17 protein-coding genes are annotated in these 21,987 nt (G+C 32.6%); 3 read left to right on the top strand and 14 right to left on the bottom strand.

Annotation, left to right across the window (positions count from 1 at the left end; genetic code table 11):
- Nucleotides 1-54: 54 nt before the first annotated feature.
- The 5 genes from AABL87_RS02385 to AABL87_RS02365 all read right to left on the bottom strand — a co-directional run bounded on the left by AABL87_RS02385 (nt 55) and on the right by AABL87_RS02365 (nt 9,525).
- Nucleotides 55-2,583: a hypothetical protein gene (locus tag AABL87_RS02385; RefSeq protein ID WP_006266688.1), complete on the bottom strand. Its 2,529-nt coding sequence runs from the start codon at nt 2,581-2,583 to the stop codon at nt 55-57.
- A 21-nt stretch (nt 2,584-2,604) separates the two neighbouring features.
- Nucleotides 2,605-4,029, bottom strand: a complete 1,425-nt coding sequence (locus tag AABL87_RS02380) for a hypothetical protein (protein WP_006256710.1) — start codon at nt 4,027-4,029, stop codon at nt 2,605-2,607.
- 528 nt (nt 4,030-4,557) lie between these two features.
- On the bottom strand, nt 4,558-5,097 hold the full coding sequence (locus AABL87_RS02375) for a hypothetical protein (protein ID WP_006263166.1): 540 nt from the start codon (nt 5,095-5,097) through the stop codon (nt 4,558-4,560).
- Between the two features lie 13 nt (nt 5,098-5,110).
- Entirely contained in the window at nt 5,111-8,353 is a 3,243-nt protein-coding gene (locus AABL87_RS02370) for a hypothetical protein (RefSeq protein ID WP_341276899.1), read from the bottom strand.
- Between the two features lie 44 nt (nt 8,354-8,397).
- Nucleotides 8,398-9,525 (bottom strand): hypothetical protein, encoded by a 1,128-nt coding sequence (locus AABL87_RS02365; RefSeq protein WP_058699465.1) that lies wholly within the window; start codon nt 9,523-9,525, stop codon nt 8,398-8,400.
- 803 nt (nt 9,526-10,328) lie between these two features.
- Between AABL87_RS02365 and AABL87_RS02360 the strand changes: the two genes are divergently transcribed.
- Nucleotides 10,329-10,856, top strand: coding sequence for an NADPH-dependent FMN reductase (locus tag AABL87_RS02360; protein ID WP_006256715.1), 528 nt, complete (start codon nt 10,329-10,331; stop codon nt 10,854-10,856).
- Between the two features lie 43 nt (nt 10,857-10,899).
- Here AABL87_RS02360 and AABL87_RS02355 read toward each other — a convergent pair whose 3' ends face one another.
- Nucleotides 10,900-11,280, bottom strand: coding sequence for a hypothetical protein (locus AABL87_RS02355; RefSeq protein ID WP_230456712.1), 381 nt, complete (start codon nt 11,278-11,280; stop codon nt 10,900-10,902).
- 255 nt (nt 11,281-11,535) lie between these two features.
- On the opposite strand from AABL87_RS02355, the gene AABL87_RS02350 reads away from it, so the two are divergent.
- Complete coding sequence (locus AABL87_RS02350) at nt 11,536-12,657, top strand: FUSC family protein (protein WP_058699464.1); 1,122 nt, start codon at nt 11,536-11,538, stop codon at nt 12,655-12,657.
- Between the two features lie 49 nt (nt 12,658-12,706).
- Here the strand turns inward: AABL87_RS02350 and AABL87_RS02345 are convergent, their stop codons facing one another.
- From AABL87_RS02345 to ggt, 3 genes are all read right to left on the bottom strand, one after another.
- Nucleotides 12,707-14,227 (bottom strand): WG repeat-containing protein, encoded by a 1,521-nt coding sequence (locus AABL87_RS02345; protein WP_058699463.1) that lies wholly within the window; start codon nt 14,225-14,227, stop codon nt 12,707-12,709.
- Nucleotides 14,228-14,332: 105 nt separating this feature from the next.
- A complete protein-coding gene (locus AABL87_RS02340) occupies nt 14,333-15,433 on the bottom strand; it encodes a hypothetical protein (protein WP_058699462.1) in 1,101 nt (366 codons plus the stop codon).
- A 153-nt stretch (nt 15,434-15,586) separates the two neighbouring features.
- Nucleotides 15,587-17,263, bottom strand: coding sequence for a gamma-glutamyltransferase (gene ggt / locus AABL87_RS02335; protein ID WP_006266681.1), 1,677 nt, complete (start codon nt 17,261-17,263; stop codon nt 15,587-15,589).
- Nucleotides 17,264-17,404: 141 nt separating this feature from the next.
- Here ggt and AABL87_RS02330 point away from each other — a divergent pair, with 141 nt between their 5' ends.
- Nucleotides 17,405-18,127 carry a DUF6348 family protein gene (locus AABL87_RS02330; protein WP_006256721.1) on the top strand — a complete coding sequence of 241 codons (723 nt, stop codon included), beginning with the start codon at nt 17,405-17,407 and terminating at the stop codon, nt 18,125-18,127.
- Between the two features lie 89 nt (nt 18,128-18,216).
- Here the strand turns inward: AABL87_RS02330 and AABL87_RS02325 are convergent, their stop codons facing one another.
- From AABL87_RS02325 to AABL87_RS02305, 5 genes are all read right to left on the bottom strand, one after another.
- Nucleotides 18,217-18,861 carry a hypothetical protein gene (locus tag AABL87_RS02325; RefSeq protein ID WP_058699461.1) on the bottom strand — a complete coding sequence of 215 codons (645 nt, stop codon included), beginning with the start codon at nt 18,859-18,861 and terminating at the stop codon, nt 18,217-18,219.
- On the bottom strand, nt 18,861-20,102 hold the full coding sequence (locus AABL87_RS02320; protein WP_058699460.1) for an AAA family ATPase: 1,242 nt from the start codon (nt 20,100-20,102) through the stop codon (nt 18,861-18,863). Before AABL87_RS02320 ends, AABL87_RS02325 begins: the two co-directional genes overlap by 1 nt.
- A gap of 81 nt (nt 20,103-20,183) precedes the next feature.
- Nucleotides 20,184-20,705 (bottom strand): hypothetical protein, encoded by a 522-nt coding sequence (locus AABL87_RS02315; protein ID WP_058699459.1) that lies wholly within the window; start codon nt 20,703-20,705, stop codon nt 20,184-20,186.
- 99 nt (nt 20,706-20,804) lie between these two features.
- Complete coding sequence (locus AABL87_RS02310) at nt 20,805-21,350, bottom strand: hypothetical protein (protein WP_341276898.1); 546 nt, start codon at nt 21,348-21,350, stop codon at nt 20,805-20,807.
- 146 nt (nt 21,351-21,496) lie between these two features.
- A complete protein-coding gene (locus tag AABL87_RS02305; protein ID WP_058699457.1) occupies nt 21,497-21,922 on the bottom strand; it encodes a hypothetical protein in 426 nt (141 codons plus the stop codon).
- Nucleotides 21,923-21,987 lie beyond the last annotated feature (65 nt).

Genomic DNA, 21,987 nt, shown 5'->3' with positions numbered 1-21,987 from the left:
GATAAAAACTAGGGAATTTATTCTTCCCTAGTTTATAATTTTTATTAACAAGGATTACTTTTTATGTTCAATAACATAATCAATGGCCCAAGCCAATGTATTAGCATATAAAACAGCATTATAAACAACACCATTATCTGCATAATTCTTTGGTTTAGGAACACCTTGACTATCAAAATTAGAAGGGAATATAGATAGATTCTTATAATCTTTCTTCCCTATAAACCATCCGCCATCTCCAACAAACATAAACCCTAAATCACGATGTTTCATAGCCCAAATAGAATTAACATCTCCTTGTTTTGAAACTAAAGGAACATAACTATTTGGCAAATTAGAGTAATACCATCCATTATGTGCATCATTCCCCATCACCTTACCAGATAAATCTCCAAAAGGCCCTTTTATAATCGATTCGTTATTTGCAGAAGACAACACAGGATTCAGCATAGTATAATTATTAGACACACTAATACTACTACCTCCTACTGTTAAACCAGCTAACCTTTCTATAACATTCTTAGTATATGTTCTAGGTGTACTCTCATCTCCAATGATTAATACTCCTTTCTTATCACGTACAAATGCAACTAATACATCTTGTGTTTCTGTTCTGGTAAAATTATATCCTATTACATTGATAATAATATCCACATTATTGGAAGCAATGAATCTATCCAAATCAGCTCCTTGAGCATTAGTACTTAATACTCTCACCGAATTCACTTTTACTGTTCCCATTGGGCCAAAATTAGTACTACTCTTAAGAATTGCTCCTCCAGCATAAACAGTACTACTATTGGCACCGTAATTTGTTCCACCTAAAGACAATACTACTATATCGTGTGCTTTTACTTGTGCAACTACAGAGCACAGAGACGAATTAGAATCTAATCCTTCTGCTATAAGATTAAACACTGTCAGTCCTCCTGTAGTAAATATTCCAACTGGATCTAAAGTCACTGTTGCTTTTCCTTTCATTCTATCCGAATCAGTAAAAACACCTGTTTTTGTAAAATAAACACCATTAACAGTATTTGTTTTAATTGTATAATTCTCTGCATACCCTACATTTACACTTACTTCAATACCATGTTTACCTGCTTGTAAAGGAGTATTTACCAAAAAATTGTTATTTCTACTAGTAGATCCATTTGAAAAAGCAAAAGCACTAGAACAATCAAATGTATAATTCTTAGAACGTTCCACTACATTTATAACTGGAAAAGAAGAACAGAAAGCTCCCCCTGAATTAGGTGTTATAGTAGTAAACTCAATAGTTTTTGCTTTTACAGGAATCTTCACATATTGTCCATTTTGCATCTCTGGATATAAGGTCACATACTGTACATTATCAGATCCATTAAAAGTCAAAGTTGTACTTGGTGCAACAAATTTCACAGGAGTATCTGTTGTTCCTTTTATTATTCCATTTAATTCTATATCAACTATACCAGGCGCTAATACTTTTAAAGGAAGTAATATAGAGTTACTCTTAGTTAAAAAAGTATCTTCTTTATATTCTCCTCTCATTTGTATTTCATTAGTATTACATACTAATTCAAAACTAGTAGGAACTACTTTTACTTCAGCTGTAACGTTAGATGTTTTATTATTCTTTGAATTCGTAATAAACTTAAAAGTACTATTTACAACATTTATTGGAACTCCTTGCGCATATAGATATATCTCCGCTCTCCCTTCTTGTGTAAACTCTCCTGACCCGCTAAAACTAATACCATTTAGAGTCTCTGTACTTTGTACTCTCCAGAACCCTACCGTTGTCACATCAACAAGAACTTTAATTTTATTATCATTTGCATTTAAAGCAACTCCTTTATAAGCTGACCAAGCAACATCAACTGTTTGAGGTTCTACAAGTCTAAAATCTAACTCAGATGATTTCACTTTAATACGTATAGAAGTACAAGTCGTATCTTTCTTACCATTTATCATAAAAGTAACTAGATCTCCTGGTGTTTCATTTGGTTCTAATGGGGTTCCAAATCCTTCTAATGCAATTGAATAAACTCCTTTTGTTTCGAATATTCCTGATTTACTAAAAGAATACCCATTTGTTGTTACTGCACTAATATTATATGATCCTGTTTCTACCACATTAATTGTAATGTATAAAACATCTGTATCTCTTAAACTTTGGCCTTGTTTTAATTCTTTAGCTCCACTCGAATTTAAATAAACCTTAGAACAGTCTAAAGTTAATTTTGCAGGAGGCAATGTTCCACATACACTAAGCCATTTATTTGCTGTTGTACTCCAATAGTTGATACAATCATTATCTGTATTATAAATAACAAGTCCATTTCCTCTTACTTTATCGTCAATATTAATTTTATCCCTTTCAACGGTGGTCATTCTAGGCAATAGAAAACCTTTCGTAACACTTTCTAATTCTAAGATAGAATATGGAGCAGCAGTAGCATTTGTCACACCTGCAACAGAACCATCTTTTAACTTCGTCATATCATTTTGTCCAAAAGACAATGAAGCATTTACAAGAAATAGAATCATAATCAAAAGAACCGAATAAAACGAATCGATATGTAGTTTTTTAATTTCCATCAATATTATTTTTAATGATTACTATTTTACTAATAATGCTTCTAACGCTTGCAAGCGTTTAGCCATTTCATTCATTTCAGTTTCTAACTTCTCAATGCGATATCCTTTTTTATTCAGCTCTTTTTGTTGATCAATAACATGTAAAAAGAGTTCTTCTGTCTTTTCTAATAGCTGAATAGATAATTCAGACACATTAAATGAGTAGCCTAGATCTGTTTTCTCTAAATCTGCAATAGGAGTTATACCTGGTAGATGTCTATTCGTTCTAATAAATCTATCTACACTAGTTAAATCATAGAACTTATAATCGTATTTTAAATTAGAATATCCTTCAAAATAATTATCAAATACATAGTCTGCATAATAGCTATTCGTAGCAGTTATACTACCATTTATTCTCAATTTTTCATTAGGTACTTTAGCTGAATCAGACTTTTCAGAATACCCAATTCCTACCCAACCATTGATGTAGATATCTTGGTTATTTTTAGTAGCCTGTTCTGTTGTATTAACAACGTACCAAGGTTCTTGAGCGATCTGATTAAACGAAATAAAAGTAGGGCTCTTTAATTCATCTGTATAGATTAATTGCTTCGTATTAATATCAGCTTTTAATGAAGTTAACGTTTCTGAATTAGTAAAAATATCAGCTACATAAATAGTTGTGATATCCTTATTTTCATCACTATACACTAATGCTTTCCCCTTACTATTATAATCATCTTCTAGCTTTAATGATGTAACTGTTTCTATTCCAGAAGGACTTCCGTCACTTCCAATACCACCAAACAAATCACTCCCTTTAATATCTACAAGATCTTCCTGTTCGTTTTTATATACAAACTTCTTTGCTTTATAGGTTCTTAATAAAGAAGGTACAACAGGAGCATTAGGATCTATTTCTTTTTCTTTATCTACATGCACCTCCATCATTTCACCAGTAACAGGATTTTGTTCTAAATAAACATACATTGTTATCTCTTCAGGAGTCAAAGTAGTTAAGGTCTCAAATTTCCTAATAACCTCACTAAGTTTCATTGTTTCTTCTTCATTGGTATCTTTATTAATCCAGGTAAAGATATAATCACCTTTATCCTCAATAATTTTCACACTATTCGGATCAGCTATCTCCTTTATGTAGTGATTCAAAGTTGTATTAGAAACAAGAGTATTCCATTTATCTCCACTCCAGAAATAAAAACCTGCCAACATATCTTTAGTACCTGTATGATATACTATTAGACTATCTGGATAGTCTGTTCCTACTATTGTCAACTTATCTGTACTGTTTTTTAATTCAATACGCGGGATCAAAACTCCTTTATTATTAGAATAAATTTCTAATTCAGATGAGTTATTGGGCAAATGGGTTCCTATTCCAGTCTGACCATACACACTACTAACTAGTGTAAAAATTATCATAATAAGAAAATGCGGCTTTTTCATTTTATTGTATTTTTTATAGTTAAATGTTAATTGTTTTGTATAAAATTACAAACAATTACAAACAAAAAACATAAAAAACAATAACAAATATATATTTTTATATAAATAAAAATTAATACATAGAAAAAATGAAAAACAATCAATAAAAATTATTTTTTTTAATAAAAAAAACTTATAAATAGTTAAAAAAATACCAAAAAAATTAATAATTAAAATCAACATTTTACAATAAAACAATAAATACATCTAAAAAAAATATTTTTTAGCAGATCAAAAAACTGTAGTTTTCATTCTTTTACAATAAAACACCTCTCGCAAACAAATAGTATTATTTACTTTTTCACTTCTTCTTATTTAGCATAATCCCCCCTTCTTATATACTTTTATAATTTTAAAACTTACATAAAAAAGAAGAGTCACCTCATCACAAGGTAACTCTTCTCAAAATTGTGTTATAAAAAATCACACTTTCGTGTCTCGTCAATCAAAATAATCAGAATTTAAACAATACTATCTTTCACTGACAGATTACTCTGCTGCCCAAAAAGCCCACTCTTTACCATTAAAAACACACATCATATTTGATTTTGTATCATAAACTATCGTACCTGTTGGTGGAGAAACTATGTTTAAATGTGGGCTTTCTACTCTAGGTAAAACCAATGCTTTACTTGGGCTATCTAATACAAGAACTCCATCTATGGCCACAGAAGGGTCATTTCCTATTAAAATATTAGCACTTGCTATTTCAGTTAATTTATCTTGGGCTATTATATTTACCTCACCTGTATTAATCGATAAATCTACCCATTGATTTATACCATTAGAGTACTTAATTTTTTTATCTACCACATCGTAAATTAATGTGCCTTCCACTGCACTAGTCGCAAGAGCGCTATTAATCTTAGGTAAAACTATACCTCGGGTATCATCATCAGGAAACTCTAGTATAGAGCTTGGAGATAAAAAATAATCTTTACTCCCAATATTTACTTGTTGGCTCCATGCAGATAAAGGGATAATACCCACACAAAACAAAATATAACTAAAAAAAATCTTATTTTTCATTTTCTTCTTGTTTTTAATTGTCAGGGCATGATTGCACTATACAAGCCCATATTTTACCATTGTACAACTTCATACACTTATTAGTTGTATCATAAACCATCATCCCTGCTATAGGGTTTGAAAACGCCTTAATCTGTGTATCAGTTAATCGAGTAAGAACAAATCCTTTAGATTTAGATTCTAAATAAAGAATTGCATTTATACCATCTTCTGCTAAAAGCTCTCCATTACTACGATCTAAACTAGTCATGATAACAAAATCAGCATTTTTCTTTACTATACTACCTTCTACTCCTGGATAATAACAAATTAAACTACCTCCACAGAATGGAATTGTTGGATCTAATACAGTATACGCATCATCCAAGCTCGAATTAATACATGCATCCTCAGAATTTCCTATTAACTCTATACTTACTCCAAAATCAACCACTTGAGCAATATCTGCATCAGGGACTTCACTAGGTTTAGTGTATTTATTTCCTGTTGCGGCTTCTATTATTGCTAAGAAATCTAATGCCTGTAACTCATATGTTAATTCTAAGGTGCTTCCTCCATTAATATTTAAGCCTTCGACAATGTGCATTCCTTCTTCACTTTCTATCATTCCTTGTCCCAGATTAGATTGGAATTTATTAAACCTAAAGTCTTCATGATACATAAACATAATTCTCAAATCAGCAAATGTAACAGTTGGATTTGGGTTTTTTACTTTAGCCTTAATTGTAATAATGCCATTTTCTTTATAACATTTATTCAAAACAGGCTCAATACTTATTTCAGGAGATAATACTCTAGGCTGATAAATCATTTCAACTTTAGTAGATGTACACGATGTAAAATTATTGTAATCACAACTCTCTATAGTCAGTACCTTATTCTCATTAAGACTTGTATATGTCAATTGTCCTCTATTTTCGTAGACTTTTGCTACTGCATCGTCTTTAAAACGTACCCTTGCTGTAATTGTAGTAAAAGTCATAGGGTCTAATTTAACCTTATCTATCTCTAGTTTTCTGGTTCCTTCATAATTATTGAAAATTGCATCATTAAAAGCACCTTCTGTAGACATCAACCCTCCATCAACCCAAAACATTCCTTCAGGTAATTCATCCTCAATCTTAACATAACGGGGTTCACATGAATAATTCCACACTTTAAATGTATACTCAAAACCACTACATGAAACTACCTTTGCTGGTGCTTGTAATGTAAACTCTATCCCATCTGGATTAGGAGATGCAGGTCTTGGACAATTTAACTCAAAATCTCCAATTGCAATTCCTTGATATCCTCTTGACTTAGTTCTATAATGAATTTTATGCTTTATTTCTATTCTTGTCACCTCATGCGGAAAAGTAACAACTGCTGCCCCATTTTTATTCGAAATACTAGACCGTTTTAATCCTGTGACAATACCTCCACCAATAGAGAAAGTCTTTTTACTACTATTAGAACTACTCGAAATCACACCTCTATAAGTCGTATTACCACAATACCCTATTACCTCTACCATATCGGTACTTGTACTAGTTTTATCTATTCCATAAATTTTAAATTTAGCAAAAGTAGCCCCATCCTTAAATGTAATATTTGTAATCGAATAGTTATCATCACTTCCTCTTACCCCTCTAAATTTAGACTCTAAAAGAGTTCCATTAGACACTCTTGGATATTTTGACGCTTGCATAGAAGGGGTTTCCTTACCATTACTATAGGTCTTATAAGTAACATCAAATCTCAATCCATTCGACACTGTTAAATTTGACACACTTTTTAATCCAGCAGTCCATTGGCGAGAACTAAAATTAAACAATCCTGTTTCGTTTGTAGTACAAGCATTACATTGTGCCACGGCTGCATCTGCTCCAAAAGTTATATATAATTCGTCTCTATTAATTGGCAATCTGAACAAATGCTCATCAAGCTCCCCTCCTATGTATTGTCCAGGAATAACAGCTAACCAATTTTGATTTCTAGCATCAACTTCTGTTTTAGCTACCAACATTTTCACATCATACCCTTGACCACTATAAGGAAAATCTTCTCCACCTGCCCTCACTTCTACTATAGTACTTCCTAAATTAGTCTTCCTAAATAACCAAAATTTATCATCTAATATCTCACTATATCCACATCCATGATCATTTACTTTAGTAGAAGTATATCCTTGACCAATATTAGTTCCCCAGTAGATTGCAGCATTATCTCTATTTAATGGTTCCTCTTGAATTACCCCAAGTCCAACTTCAAACTCTGTTCCTATAGTATTTACTGTCAAAGCTGCCCCTGAAGCAGTAGAACGAGATACAGAAATACTCGTATTAGCATCATCTCTAAAAATACCTGCTACATTATTATGATACCCTAAACCTGTTCGCCCCCATGGCCAGAACACACTTCCATAAGATGACATATAAGCTGCATTATCTAATGTAATACCATATTTAGTTGCTAAATAACTCTCAATTTTACTTGTCTCAGCTCCATTTAACTTTCGATTGTAAACAATAATTTCTCCTATTTGTCCCATAAAGAACCCTGAAGTCAAACTCGCTCCTCCAATAATAACTCCTTCATCTGGTTTTAAAGCCCCCTTAGCTGCTCCTGTTAATTTATTTCCTTTACTATCTAATGAATATTCTGTTCCACTGAACCTGAAAGTCACATAATTAGTTGCTCCTTCTGGCACATAAGTAGTCTGTAGAGCTGTTGTATTAATCTCATATCCACCATGTCCATCTCTAGCACTAGTAAGACGTACACGTCCCCCCGTTTCTTTTGGACTGAATCCAATAGAAGGTCTTCTTGTAGATTTAGATGAAGGATCAGTACTACCAAATCCCATATAGTACATCCTTTTCTCATTCTTTCCTTTTTCCGCAATATATACACCAAAAACAGTCAGTCCATCAACAAATCCACTAATACCAAGAGGTGTAGCTAAAAATTGGCTACCATTAAACACCAATGCATTATTAAAATTCATTTTGTAACTTCCCTTTAATAAAGTAGGCCTTTGCTTTCCTGCCTGACTTACAGCACTAAAAGTCATATTCAAATGACTATCAGTAGTTACAGGTGCATTTGCCCATTCATCAACTTCAGTAGAAGAATACATTTTAACTCTATTATCTGGTTTTAACCAAAGCTGTACATTCCCTACTCCTCCAGGATATTCTCTTTGAGCAAATAAAGGCATACTCGTCAATCCTAAAAATAAAAGGGCTAAAATCTTATATAAATATCTATACATATCCTGTAGTTTAAACAATTAAAATAAAAAAGATAAAATCCCTTTTACTCCTTTATATATTCAACAATTAGATAATAGTTACCAGCTGGGTTATTCTGAATAATAGTCCCCGCAGTACCAATAGCCAAAACTGTCTTTGTCCCACTGACTTGTTTGCTAATCACTCCTCTTGTCATCGAATTACTACTCTCATTAATCAATTTAGCATCTACTACTAGGCCTGAAATTACTTTTGGTAACTCAACAGAGGTAAAAGAAGTAGCTTTATTTAACTTCACTATATATCGCATCACATCTTTTTCATCCCATTTCCCTATAATCTCCTCTTTAATAGTCGAATAAAAATTATCATTCCCTTTTACTGTTTTTGCAATATTTTTTATATGCTCTGTATTTTCAGCTTGATTAACAATAGTCTTAAAATCGTTACTCACATCCTGAGATACGGTAATATATTCTGGAATAGAACTCTCATTTATATATTTATAATAAATCATACCTGCATTAGGTACATTTGCAATATTCTCTTCTACTCCTTCTTTATTATAACGAGTTACATTCGTAACTGTTTCTTTCACAGCAGACGGAACAAAACTCTCTATATATTCCGTAAACACAGTACTTCCTTTTAAAAGCTCTGTCAGCTTCACGTTATTTTCAATACCTCGCTCAGGTTTATATACTAATACAGCCTCTCCTTCATCATACACCGTAGATAATGATGTCAAAGACTCAAACGTCTTAATAACATCACTAAGTTTCATTGTTTCTTTAATATTAGTATCCTTATTAATCCATGTAAAAATATAGTCTCCTTCATCATATGTAACCGTAACACTATTCGGATCCGCAATTTCTTTGATATAGTGCTGTAAAGTAGTATTAGAAACTAAGGCATTCCAATGATTCTCAGCCCAAAAATAGTATCCCGCTAACATAGCTTTAGTTCCCGTATGATAAATCATCAAACTTTCAGGATACTCTGTTCCAACAATAGTAGACTTATCTTTAGTATTTTTTAATTCAAGACGTGGAATTAGAACTCCTTTATCTTTAGACTTAATCTCTAACTCAGAAGAACTACTTGGAATTTGAGTTCCAATACCAGTTTGACCATACGCTCCTATTCCAAGTGTGAATATTATTAAAATTAGCAAATGTGGTGTTTTCATTATATTGTGTTTTTTATTAATTACAATCTAAATATTCTATCAAAAATACAAATATTAACACAATTTTAAATACATTACACTATACAAATTTATTTTTTATATAAAAAACAACGAAACAAAGTAAATATTAACAAAAACAAAATAAAAAACAACAGTGGTAAAATTTATAAACACTCAACACTTAAACATATTATTAAAAATTCTTATACCCATATAGTATATTCAACATAAATGATAAATTAAACACATTAATTACAACTTTTTATCAATATAAAAAACCTATAAAACTGTAATTATTATATATACACATTAAACAAGGCCTTGATTAGAATTAAAAATTCTATAACAAAAATATTTTATTCTTATAGTTTTTTTCTCAAAAATCATATTTATCGCCCTTCAATTGAAAAATTAGGATTCATTCTCACTTCAAAAAGTATTTTATATACTTTGTTGAAAATAAGATGCTAAACAGATTGATAAGACTTATAGGAAAAAATGTTCTCCTCTTTCCTTACTTCCTTTATATGATAGAAATTACAAATTCCTGGTTCTCTTCATACATATATTCAGGAAACTGAAGGATTACAATGCTATTCTCTTTAGAAAAATTCTTTATGCATGTCTTTTTTCGATATATAACTCTGTATCTACCGACTAATGCTTCTCCTTTTTATTGTAATTCACTGCAACTAGGAGTAAAACATACAAGCCCTATTTCTGAAAAACTTATTCTAGATTAAGTGTGCTTCTTTGTTTCTACATATACCTTTGTCTCATCGAAACAGAAAAATAAAACAACAATGAATATATTAGCTTTTGCTGCTACCAATAGCAGTACTTCTATAAACTTAGAATTAGTAAAAAGTGTAACTACTCAATTTGAAGGACATAACATTAATATTCTAGATATCAATGACTATGAGATGCCTATTTATTCTCAAGATAGAAATAACCAAGGTGTACCTCAGCAAGCATTAGATTTTAATCAAGCGATTCTAAATGCTGATGCTATTATTATAGGATTAGCAGAACACAACGGTACGTTTAGTACTGCTTTTAAAAACATATTTGATTGGGGGTCTAGAGTGGAGAAAAACTTCTTTCAAAACAAACCAATGATGTTATTATCTACATCACCTGGACCTCGTGGAGGACAATCTGTCATGGATAATGCTTCAAGCATATTTCCTTACTTTGGAGGGAATATTAAATGTCAGTTTTCATTACCTAGTTTTCAAGATAATTTTAGTAATGGATCAATTAATACACCTGAATTAGCTTCTCAATTAACAGAGAAAATTAATAGTTTTAAACAACAACTTTCTTAAGTCTTTAAAAAATCCCTACAAAGATTTTGTAGGGATTTTTACTTTATATACTCATATTATTGTATATAGAAGAAAAGGTTTTAATGATTTCTTTTAGATCCTCTCCTGTAAAGTTTAATTGAATACGCTCTCCTGTTCGCAACCATAATACCAATTGCGATTTTTGGCTATCTATCTCTGTGATAGAATAAGAGATTACTTGTTTTAATGGTAGTACCCTATACTCTACAGCACCTCCTGCTCTATTAAAACTAAACATGAATTGAGAATACGTTAGTGTAAACTGTCCATTTACTCCTCTATATCCTACTTTAAATTTAATCCAACTAGAAAATTTACTAAATGTTGTTTTAGTAACACTAGTATCTACTTTCTTTAAACCATCGATTACATAGTTAACTTCTCCCATATTCACTTTTTTCATTTAAATATATACATTTATACTTATATTCTTTACTTCAATAAAAAAATGAGTAAATAAGACTATAATAATATGTAATAATCACGATATAAATCAAACTCATCCCATCTTTTACCTCTTTGATTCAAATTCCTTACCTTTGTATTGTTCAAATGCTTACCAATACTAAAGAATATCTTATCTCTTATACTTACCCGATAAGGTAAAGCATTTCCACAGCACTAATCTCTACTGAGAGAATTTTTAGAATCAACGAAAATGAAGAATAACTTTTTTGTCAACTTGTTACAACAAGAGAGCAAAACACTATTTAAATTAAAACACAGCGAACGACTGTGGCATATCCCTTTGATGGCAATGCTCGCTACAGGACTTCCCTTATTAACAGGATGGTATTTTGACAATCTTCAAGCAGGACTTTTAGCCTGTCTAGCAGGATTAGTTATCTTATACCTCCCTTCTAATATTCCTACTGCTCAGCGCATGATCACCATGCTGGTATGTTCCTTTGGTTTTATGTTATCCTTTGCAGTAGGCATATCGTTTAGCTTTAACTTTATTGCTTCTGCTATAGCCTTTGGTATATTCGTTACTGCAGTTCATTGGGTCAACCTATATTTCAATACTCGACCTCCTGGTAGCTTCTTTTTTATTATGGTAGCTTCTATGTCTAGTAATATGCCATTTGACTTAGCTACTATCCCTACACGTTTAGGATATGTAGTCATGGGCACCATGTTTGCTTGTACTCTAGCCTTAATATACAGTGTTATAGTAGGCAAAAAATACAACAGTAAAACAACTATACGCCTAGTACGTCCTGTCCCAGTCAAAGACCAATTTGATTACCTTATCAAATCTATTATAGTAGGCACCTTCATGTGTATTTCTTTATTAATAGGTCATCTATTGAAATTTGACAATCCATATTGGATCCCTATTTCTTGTGCCGCCATTATGCAAGGGATTTCTTTATACCACGTATGGCAACGTGCATTACAGCGTATCGCAGGTACTTTTATCGGATTAGGACTTTGTTGGGCACTTATCTCAGTCTCTACAGCACCTTTATATTTATGTATTTGTATAATGGTACTTCAGTTTATTATAGAAATGTTTATTTCTCGTAACTATGCAGTAGCTGTTATCTTTATTACAGCCCTTACAGTACTCCTTGCAGAGGCGGGTAATCCTATTATCAGTACACCTAATATTTTGATCCAAGCTCGTTTTATCGATATTGTGATTGGAAGTATTATAGGAGGTATTGGTGGTTGGTTCTTACATCATGAGTATCTAAGAAAACAAACTCGCGATAGTTTGCGCACTACACGATTACAATTACTCAAGAAAAAAAGGCATAAAATAATACAACAGTAAATCATATAAAAAGAACCTCTATAGAATCTAATCTATAGAGGTTTTTTCTTTATACTTTTCGGGATGTAAACTCTAAAATGTCTTTTCCTGGATGAAATTCCTCTCCATTCACTAAATTTATATAAAAACAATTATATACGTTCTTCACTTCACCTTTCTCTCTTTCTAACTCTACTTCAGCTAAGTACTCTGCTCCATCTTTTACATAGGTAAATATAGGTTCGTACACTACAGTTCTAGTAGTGATATCTAATATCCCATACAAGCCATTTTCTTCTAACTGAAATACACAAAACCTGATATTATCCATCAATCGCAAAGAAAAAAATACAGGTGATAATAACCACTCCTGAAGATCTACATTCCACACTCCCACTCTACTCACTTGATCCTTTTTAATCGACACAAAATAAAGAGGTTCTTTTATACTGCTTATCGTTCTAATCTTCTCTAGTAAGAACCCCTGAGGGATATCTTTCTGATCTATTAATAGTTCTTTTGCAGGCCAAAGTACCTCATTGTAATAAGAGGTAATAGAGTAATCACTTGGCTTATCTAGACAATCTTTAAGTACTCCATGCTTTGTCAAGATATAGAATTCGTTTACTCTACTTTCCGTACTAATAGGAGCTACTTCCACTATAAAAAAATGCTTAGAGACTACGGGATAAATATTCAATAGATTCTTCCAAATATCCTGTATACTGCGTTCACTTTTAATATCAATTACCTTTAGATGAACAGGAATATACATATCAAATTCATAGTTGACATAATACCTTCCATTCCCTATCGTATCTCTACAGATAGTTGGTTTAGCTATTAAGTGAGACTTAGCTGTCTGCATAGATACCTTGTATTCCTTCCCTTTATAAGTAATTGGAAAAATAGGTTGAGGAATTACTTCATAGGACTTCACTCTTTTACCTTTCAGATTATACACTCTTACCTCATCATCATTCACTTTTCTCACCCATCGCAATCCATTGTCATAAGTACTAACTACTTTTTTGACTATTCGTTTTAATCTATCCTTTTTTGCAAAATACAGATCATCTCCTACCTGAATTAATTTACTACCAATCTGTTTTATCCTGATAGAAGTACCACTTCTAGTAAGTCTATCTTTAGTAATCGTCTTTGTATCTAGTACCTGTCTTGTATCTAATGCTAATACAGTTACTTTCTCTCTTATGACCTCTGTCCCCCATAACGGTTTAAAGGAAGAGCTAGTACTCATGATATTAAAGTTAGGCAAGAACTTCCATTGCCAGAAGCGACTGTGGACAGTATACGACTGCACAATATTAGCTACTGTAAAACACCCTACCTCATATAACTCTATTCGATCATATCGACACTTCAGTACCTCTTTATTCTCTAGGTCTATCACACCGTACATCCCTTGCTTATCACGTACTACAGCATAACCTGACTTAGTGAATAATCCTCCACTAGCATACTGTTGACTGATGACAATTTGTTTATCTTGATTACAATATCCATACATTCCTTTCTCATCTACAAAAGGATATATAGCAGCGGTCTTATTAGTTAATGTGGTATTCATAAGCCTGAAGTTTAAAAAGTCTCTTAAATATAGTGATTTTTTAAACTTCTTCTTTAAAAACAAAAACTTAATTAACTAAATACCAAATACTTTAACACACTTATATTATTCTTTTTGCAATAATTCTAATTCTAGAATGTACTTATTCTCTAACTCTTTATCTCCACTTAGTACAAAAACCTGTATAGCTTTTTCTAAAAGATAAGGGTAAACCTTTATTTTATTTAAAGTTGTTTTTATCCAAGGATATATATCTTTGAACATCATATCTTCTTTATTCGAAATTCCTATCAGTAAATTACAAGCATATATAACATAGTACCTTCCTAAATTTATTTCATAACACTCCTCTACTTCTTCTAAGTATAATATTCCTTCTTTTAACTTTAACCATGCTTTGACATACTCCTTAATGCTTAGATAATCTTCTATTAATTTACTTAAGAAGCTTGCTTTACTCCAAGCATCATCCTCTACATACTCCCATAGCGCTTCTCTTCCTGCTATCACTTTATTTATATCTCCTATACCCTTATAGAAAGACACATAATCCTCCCATCTTTCCTTATTCCATACAGTGATATTCTCTTCCCAAGATTGAATACACGCTTTGGCAATTTCATCTTCTTCTAAATCCAATGCATAATAAACAATGCCTTCTGTAGACATCTCTTCAGGACAAAGGCTATAATATCTTTGTTTTCTTTCCTTCCACTCTACAATGTCTTCTTCATCCCAATCACATTCTGCTAGACTATCTCCAATTAAGTCATAAAAATCTTCTTTCCAACTTACCTCTTGATGGGCTATCCATTCAAATGTATTCTTCACTCCATTGTGTAGCAAATACTCTCTATCAAATCCACAATGTGTATCAAAGTTAGCATTCTTCGCTTGAATAAATAAGGAGATATAATCAGGACGTTGATATAAACTAACGAGATACGCTGCTAGATCTAATGCCTCTGTGAATCCCTGAAAATCATCTTCTCGCCTACTTGCTATCTCTGCTTCAAACAATTTGACTAACAACTGCTCCTCTCTCAATTCTTCTGAGTGTAAGAAGCCTACTAATACTCGATGTCTATCTATTGCATTCTCATGATTTCTTTCTTTTCCTAAGTATTCATATTTCTTCAAGTGGATAGGTTCAGAGACTAACTCCTTCACCATCTTCTTATACTTTTCTAACATCAAGTTTATCATTTCTTTTCCTTCTTTTTATTGAAATTCAAATTAACCACATATATCTTAAACCTAAAATACAAAAGGCTATCTAATGAAAGATAACCTTTTGTATATATTATGTGATATAGTTCGTTGTCTAGGACAGAGCGTTAAAAAACATTCCTAATTCAACTAGTATCCTATAGCAATATCATCTCCACGAGTATCTGCTCCTGCTTGGTAAGTACCATTTTTATTGACTAAGATTCCCTCTACGCGTCCATAAGGTTTGCGTTCTTTTAGGATATACCCTTTATCTGTAAGCGCTTTTCGCACTCCAGCCGTAATCGCTGTTGGTTCATAATCAACATGATCAGGAAGCCACTGATGGTGAAAACGAGGAGCAGATACTGCCTCTTGCATATTCATCCCAAATTCAGTTACATTTAGAATCGTTTGAAACACAGAAGTGATAATTGTCGATCCACCTGGTGTACCTACTACCATGTACAACTTACCGTTTTTCTCTAAAATTGTTGGAGACATTGAGCTTAACATTCGCTTTTCTGGTTCTATCGCATTCGCTTTTCCTCCCACTAATCCGTACATATTAGGTGTACCAGGCTTCACAGAGAAATCATCCATCTCATTATTCAACAAGAATCCTGCTCCTCCTACTATCGTTTTAGAACCATAAGAATCATTTAATGTAGTCGTTGCAGACACGGCATTTCCCCATTTATCGACTACACAGTAGTGCGTTGTCTCATCGCTCTCATACCCGCCTAACTCTCCTGCTTTAACATCAGTACTCTTCGTTGCTTTGTCAAAAGACATAGACTCCATACGCCCTAGATTGTATTCTTTATTTACTAACTGATTTACAGGCACTTTATAGAAATCAGGGTCTCCTAAGTGCTCAGCTCTATCTGCATATACACGGCGTTCTGCTTCTACCATTACTTGTACTGTTTTTTCAGATTGGAATCCCCACTTTGCTAAAGGGTATTTCTCTATGGATTGGAACAAAGAGATTAAGGCAATACCTCCACTACTCGGAGGTGGCATAGAGATTACTTTTAATCCTTTATACTCTCCTACTATAGGCGTTCTCCATTTTGCTTCATAGCGTTTTAAATCTTCAAGAGTTATCATTCCATTACCTCTCTTCATCTCTCCTACGATTAACTCAGCCGTTTTCCCTTCGTAGAACCCTTTATGTCCTTCTTTTTGTACACGTTTCAGTGTTTCAGCTAAATCTTTTTGAATAAACACATCTCCTTTTGACCACTGTTCTTTTTCAGTAATAGCTGTACTTTGTGTACTAAATTTCACGAAGTTATCGTGTTGTTTAGTGAACTCACCTGCTTGTTTTTCTGTAATACTAAATCCTTTCTCTGCTAAGTCTATAGCTGGCTGTACCAATTCTTCCCATTGTAGAGAACCGTACTTAGCATGAGCTTGTACCATACCTGCTATTGTACCTGGTACCCCTGTTGCTAAGGCTCCTCTCATACTCAATTCTGTTATAGCTTCTCCATCTCCTCCCCAATACATATTTTCTCTTGCTTGCATAGGAGCTTTTTCTCTATAATCTAATGCGTCTATCTTACCATCCTTACCGCGATACACCATAAATCCTCCACCTCCGATATTACCAGCATTTGGATATACCACAGCTAATGCTAGCTCTACTGCTACAGCAGCATCTACTGCATTACCTCCTTTTTTTAGGATATCTACTCCTACTCTACTTGCCTCTGGGTGTGCTGATACAATCACTCCATTCTTGTACGCCTGTGGATTCTGAGCTACTACTTGTAATAAGCTACCACATAGGATAAAGGCTGATAATATAACTTTCTTCATGTATTGTTGTTTTTGTTACCGCAAGATAGATATTTTGAATTTATTATTAAAATAAGTGTTCAGTTATAGATAAATATTCAAAAACATCTCAACATAAAAGAAATACACTATTAACACTTATCTTTACAATAAATCACAGCTATGAAACTATTTAATTTCCAGAAGAAGAAAACAGAAAGTCACGACCAACCCCACACTGAAGAAGAGATATTACTACATGAGTTAGTCGACCAAATCACTAAATTAAACTATACAATCCAAGTAGATAAAGCTACTCAGATTATCATCGTTAATGACCAATTACTATTGGAATTCAGAATCATCCGAAATCCTGATTATGCAAAAGAACTAATGCACCTCATGATTAATACTGCACATCCTACTCATTTTCCTGATGGTATTATGGAAAGCATCGCTGGGATAGGCGAAACGGTACAAGATAGAATAGCATCTGTAGTAGAGAACTATATCACCTCTACCTTTAAACCCATCGCAGAGAGCCTTACAGATACCCATTCACCAGAATATGATTTCATTAGTGATGAAGTACTATGGCATCCCGCATTAAGTGACTTACGTGTTCAAGGTTCTTTTAACAGAGAGCTGAGTGGTGATGAATTATATTTATTATTAGTTTCTAAACTTGAGTCTATGTTATCTAGAGATCAGAAGTTCCATTGGCTAAAAATGTATATATCAAAACAACAGTCAGGAGAAATAATAGGTGACTGCCTCTTAGATAACGAACCTTGGGATGAAGGATTAGATATATTAGCGGACTATATCAGTACATTCCCTGTAGAAAGCACATTTATAGGCATCAAACAATTCGTAGTGTTTAGACGATGTGATAAGTATGATTAGTACAAAAATTAAATATCACAAAAAAACCATACTCTTACTAGACTATGGGCTTTTTTAATTATTCTTAAAACATAAAACTAAATATTTACTTACAGCAAACCATTTTCTATGAGTAACTTTTTAAACATCAACGAAAATGCTTGATCAGGATTAGCAAATATTCGTAGCTTAGCCTTAAACTTCTCATCAAAAGGTAACTCTGATAAAGCTCTTTGTCTAATAATCTTATCTAGTTTTCTAAGTTCTGTACTTCTTAGTTTACTGTATAGAGGTTTATTCAAATGATATTTCTGTATTGTTTTTCTCCCTCTTTCAGTTAAGCCAATAACAACCTCATCTTCAAAACCTAAATGCTCTTCTATCTCAGCATCTATTGCTGTACATGGATCTAAACAATCTTGATTAGGCAAAGCTCTATTAGTTATTTTACCAACATTACTATCTTTATGGGATAGATATAGATTCTCCCATTCAAAAGCTTTAGTAGGATCTTCTGAGACTTCTACATAATGATCCACTTGTGCTTCACTTAAATCAGCGAACTTAACCTCACTATAAAAGCATTTATAAAAACTACTTCTAGCTAAAGTCTCCTTTACCTCTTTATGTCCATACTGACTAGTATGAGGCGTTACCTTATCTGACAGAGCACGCTTCTCCAAATACTTAGCTAACCATTTCTCCTCATTATCCACTAGCTTCTGAGGTTTATCTAATCGATCAATATACCTCATTACTTCGTTTCTAATAATTGTTTAAGTGTATCATCTAAATTCAAATACCCAAAATACTGTGGATTAATAGCTATTAACTTTTCTTCTATTTCTTTTTCTTTTGTCTTATCACCTGCTTCGATTGCTTCAATTCTTTCTTTTAAAAGTTTGTCAATCTCTACATTTGCAAAAGAACTTGTCTCCCCAAAAACATCAGAACTCAAGATTTCTTCAATAGGCTTATTTGAATACTTACTTGTCTCATCTATTATCTTTGAGTAACCTATCTCTGGTTTACACACATATACTTTAGCTCCTTCAACAGAACCTACGATAAATGGTGAATGTGTAGTCACGATAATCTGAAGATTAGGGAACAACTCTAAGATAGAGTTTAAGAATGTTTTTTGCCATTTAGGATGTAAATGATTCTCTGCTTCGTCTATTAACAACACACCAGGTGTTAAACAAAGTTCTGCTAAAGGTAAATCATTTAACTTATAGACAGAATACATCTGACTTAACAAAGAGATTAAACGTTGTACCAAATACAAATTCCCACTGCTCAACTTCTCTATCGTGATATCCACTCCATTCTGTCTAATGACAGGTAAGAAAGTAGAGCGCTCTACGTGTAACAGCTCCCCGTCTAAAAGACTAATCTTAAATATCTTCTTTAAAACTTCATAGATATACTCTCCCTCTGCTCTCTCTGTAGGATTGCTAGAGGATTTAAAATAATCAAAGAAAGTTACTATCTGTGTTGTATCTGTATTTCGTTGAATACCATCTAAGCAATTTCTTAAATACCCTTCAAGTTTAATAAAGCCTAAAGTATTTATACTAAATGTTTGGTGATCATTCTGGGATGTCCAATAATTAAGTATCCATTTATTTCCTTTTGCTGATGATGAATCAAATAATGCTTTTAGAAAAAACTCATACTTTTCTCCTCTATTATAAATATCAAAACTCTCTTTGCTATTACCTTCATTTAACCTTGCTTCCAATAACAAGTTAGCACCATTCAACTCTAACTCCATATTCAACAAAAAATCCTTACCTCTTCTTATTGAACGAATACTATCTCCCTCATATTCCAAAAACATCTTTCTAATCGCATCGATGATAATAGTCTTACCTGCTCCATTCTCTCCAGTGACAATAGTTACTTGGCTACCAGCATTTTCGTTAGTAGCAAATTCTATCTCATCATCTAAGAAAGGGCCAATATTCTTTAAGTATAACTTCTTTAATTTCATCTTATCATCTTTTAGGTAAAATTAGATAAATCTTAATTATCACACAAATATCATTTATAAGTAAAACCAGGCATTCTTCCCCTACACCACCCCTAACGCTTCAGCTATCTCTATTCTCCATCCATCCACGTCCTCGTACTTCTCGTTATATTCCTCTACTGAGAGATTTCTTAATCTGTATAACTCCTCTGACTTAGCAAAACCTATCTTGTTCCCTACCTGTATAAAGTCTTCTAAAGAGACTCCATCCTCCACTGTGTCATCATAATACTCAATCATGATATCCATTAACAGCAACTCTACATTAGTCCCATAATCTCTGTAAATCTCATCACATTCAAGCTCGAAATACACTATCCGTTCATCATCATTCTCTTGTAGAAGTACTGTAAAGCTCACTCCACAACAGAATATAGGTGTAACTTCTTTGCCTACTAATATATCATAGTTAAGAATACTTGGTAAGTAATAATAAGCACTGTCTTCACTCTCTACCCTAAACTCTAGTTCCTCTATATTCCCAATGTTCTCTATGAATACTTGTGGTAACCCAAAATCTTGTAGTCTCTTTACTCGACTCTCTTTTGCGACTATTTCTGTCATATTTCCTTAATTAGATTATACCTATTACAACGTTTCATTGTTTAATACCTTCTGTGCATATGCTAATGTGAACTCTATTCTAGCATCCTTTCTAATCTTTTAAAAATCATCATTTGTTTTCTTATGATATTTCTCTGCAAATAACGCTAAATAATCAACATTATCTTTTTTCCAATAACTAAAATCATCAGGAATTAATCCAGAAATACAACTATCCCAAACAAATGTATATTCCCAATGTAGTGGTATATACATTTCATAATTTATTGCTTCATACAGCTTAAGTACATACAACATACAAGCATCAAAATCTACTAACATCACAGGATAGATATCTAATAAATCCCATATATTATCACTTACTTCATATCTAAAAAAGAACTCCTTTTGTAGCTCTTCTACACTCTCTTCTCTTAGCTCATTAATTAATCTATCACAGTTCGTTTCATCTAAAGTTCTGATACTAAAACGCTCTCTTTCTTGTTCATTACAAACCATTGAGTAATTTTCGTACCTAATGTTCCAATCCATAACCCAATACTCCCTATCACATAAAAAGTACTTATACTCACCTTTATACTTTACTAATGTTATAACCTGTTCCTTCTCCTCTAATTTATAAAATTTCAAAACATCTGTCTTCATTATTCACTTTATTCTATTTTGTTGATATCTATTGTTTTTATAATACTGAAAACAAAACTGTAAATCTATCAACTGACCATTATATAAAAAGGAGAACAATAACTCTCTTATTGTTCTCCTCTTTTCTGTATTAAACTATACGTTATCTACTCCACTGGTATTTTATTTATAATCTCCTTTATAGTAGCTTCTGTATACCCTGACAAGCTCCATACCTTATTGCGCTGCCCACCAAAAGTCAGTACTAAACTATACCCAATCAATACCCCCGAATTTCTATGTTCTAACACTCCTATATCTTGAATATCTCTCACAGAATATAGCATCTTCTCACCTTTGACAGTTGTGATAATAAGATGATCTCCTTCAAAGTCAATACTATTACAATACTTAAACACATAGTATATCGCACCAATAATAAAGAAGGGCAATACGACTAATAAAAACCACTCTACTGTATCAGGTACTTTATTAGTAAGGGCTAATACCATACTAACAATAACACCAATACCTCCAAACCATACTAGCTTACCTAATATAATCCCTATCAGATGGTTATACGATTTTTTCATATTTTTTGCGCAAAAATATGAAACGCATAAACACTATCCCTATGGATATATAAATAGTACCGCAA

It is taken from the genome of Myroides sp. C4067, assembly GCF_038039665.1.
Lineage (GTDB): Bacteria > Bacteroidota > Bacteroidia > Flavobacteriales > Flavobacteriaceae > Flavobacterium > Flavobacterium odoratimimum.
This window is presented reverse-complemented; position numbering and strand designations above follow the sequence as displayed.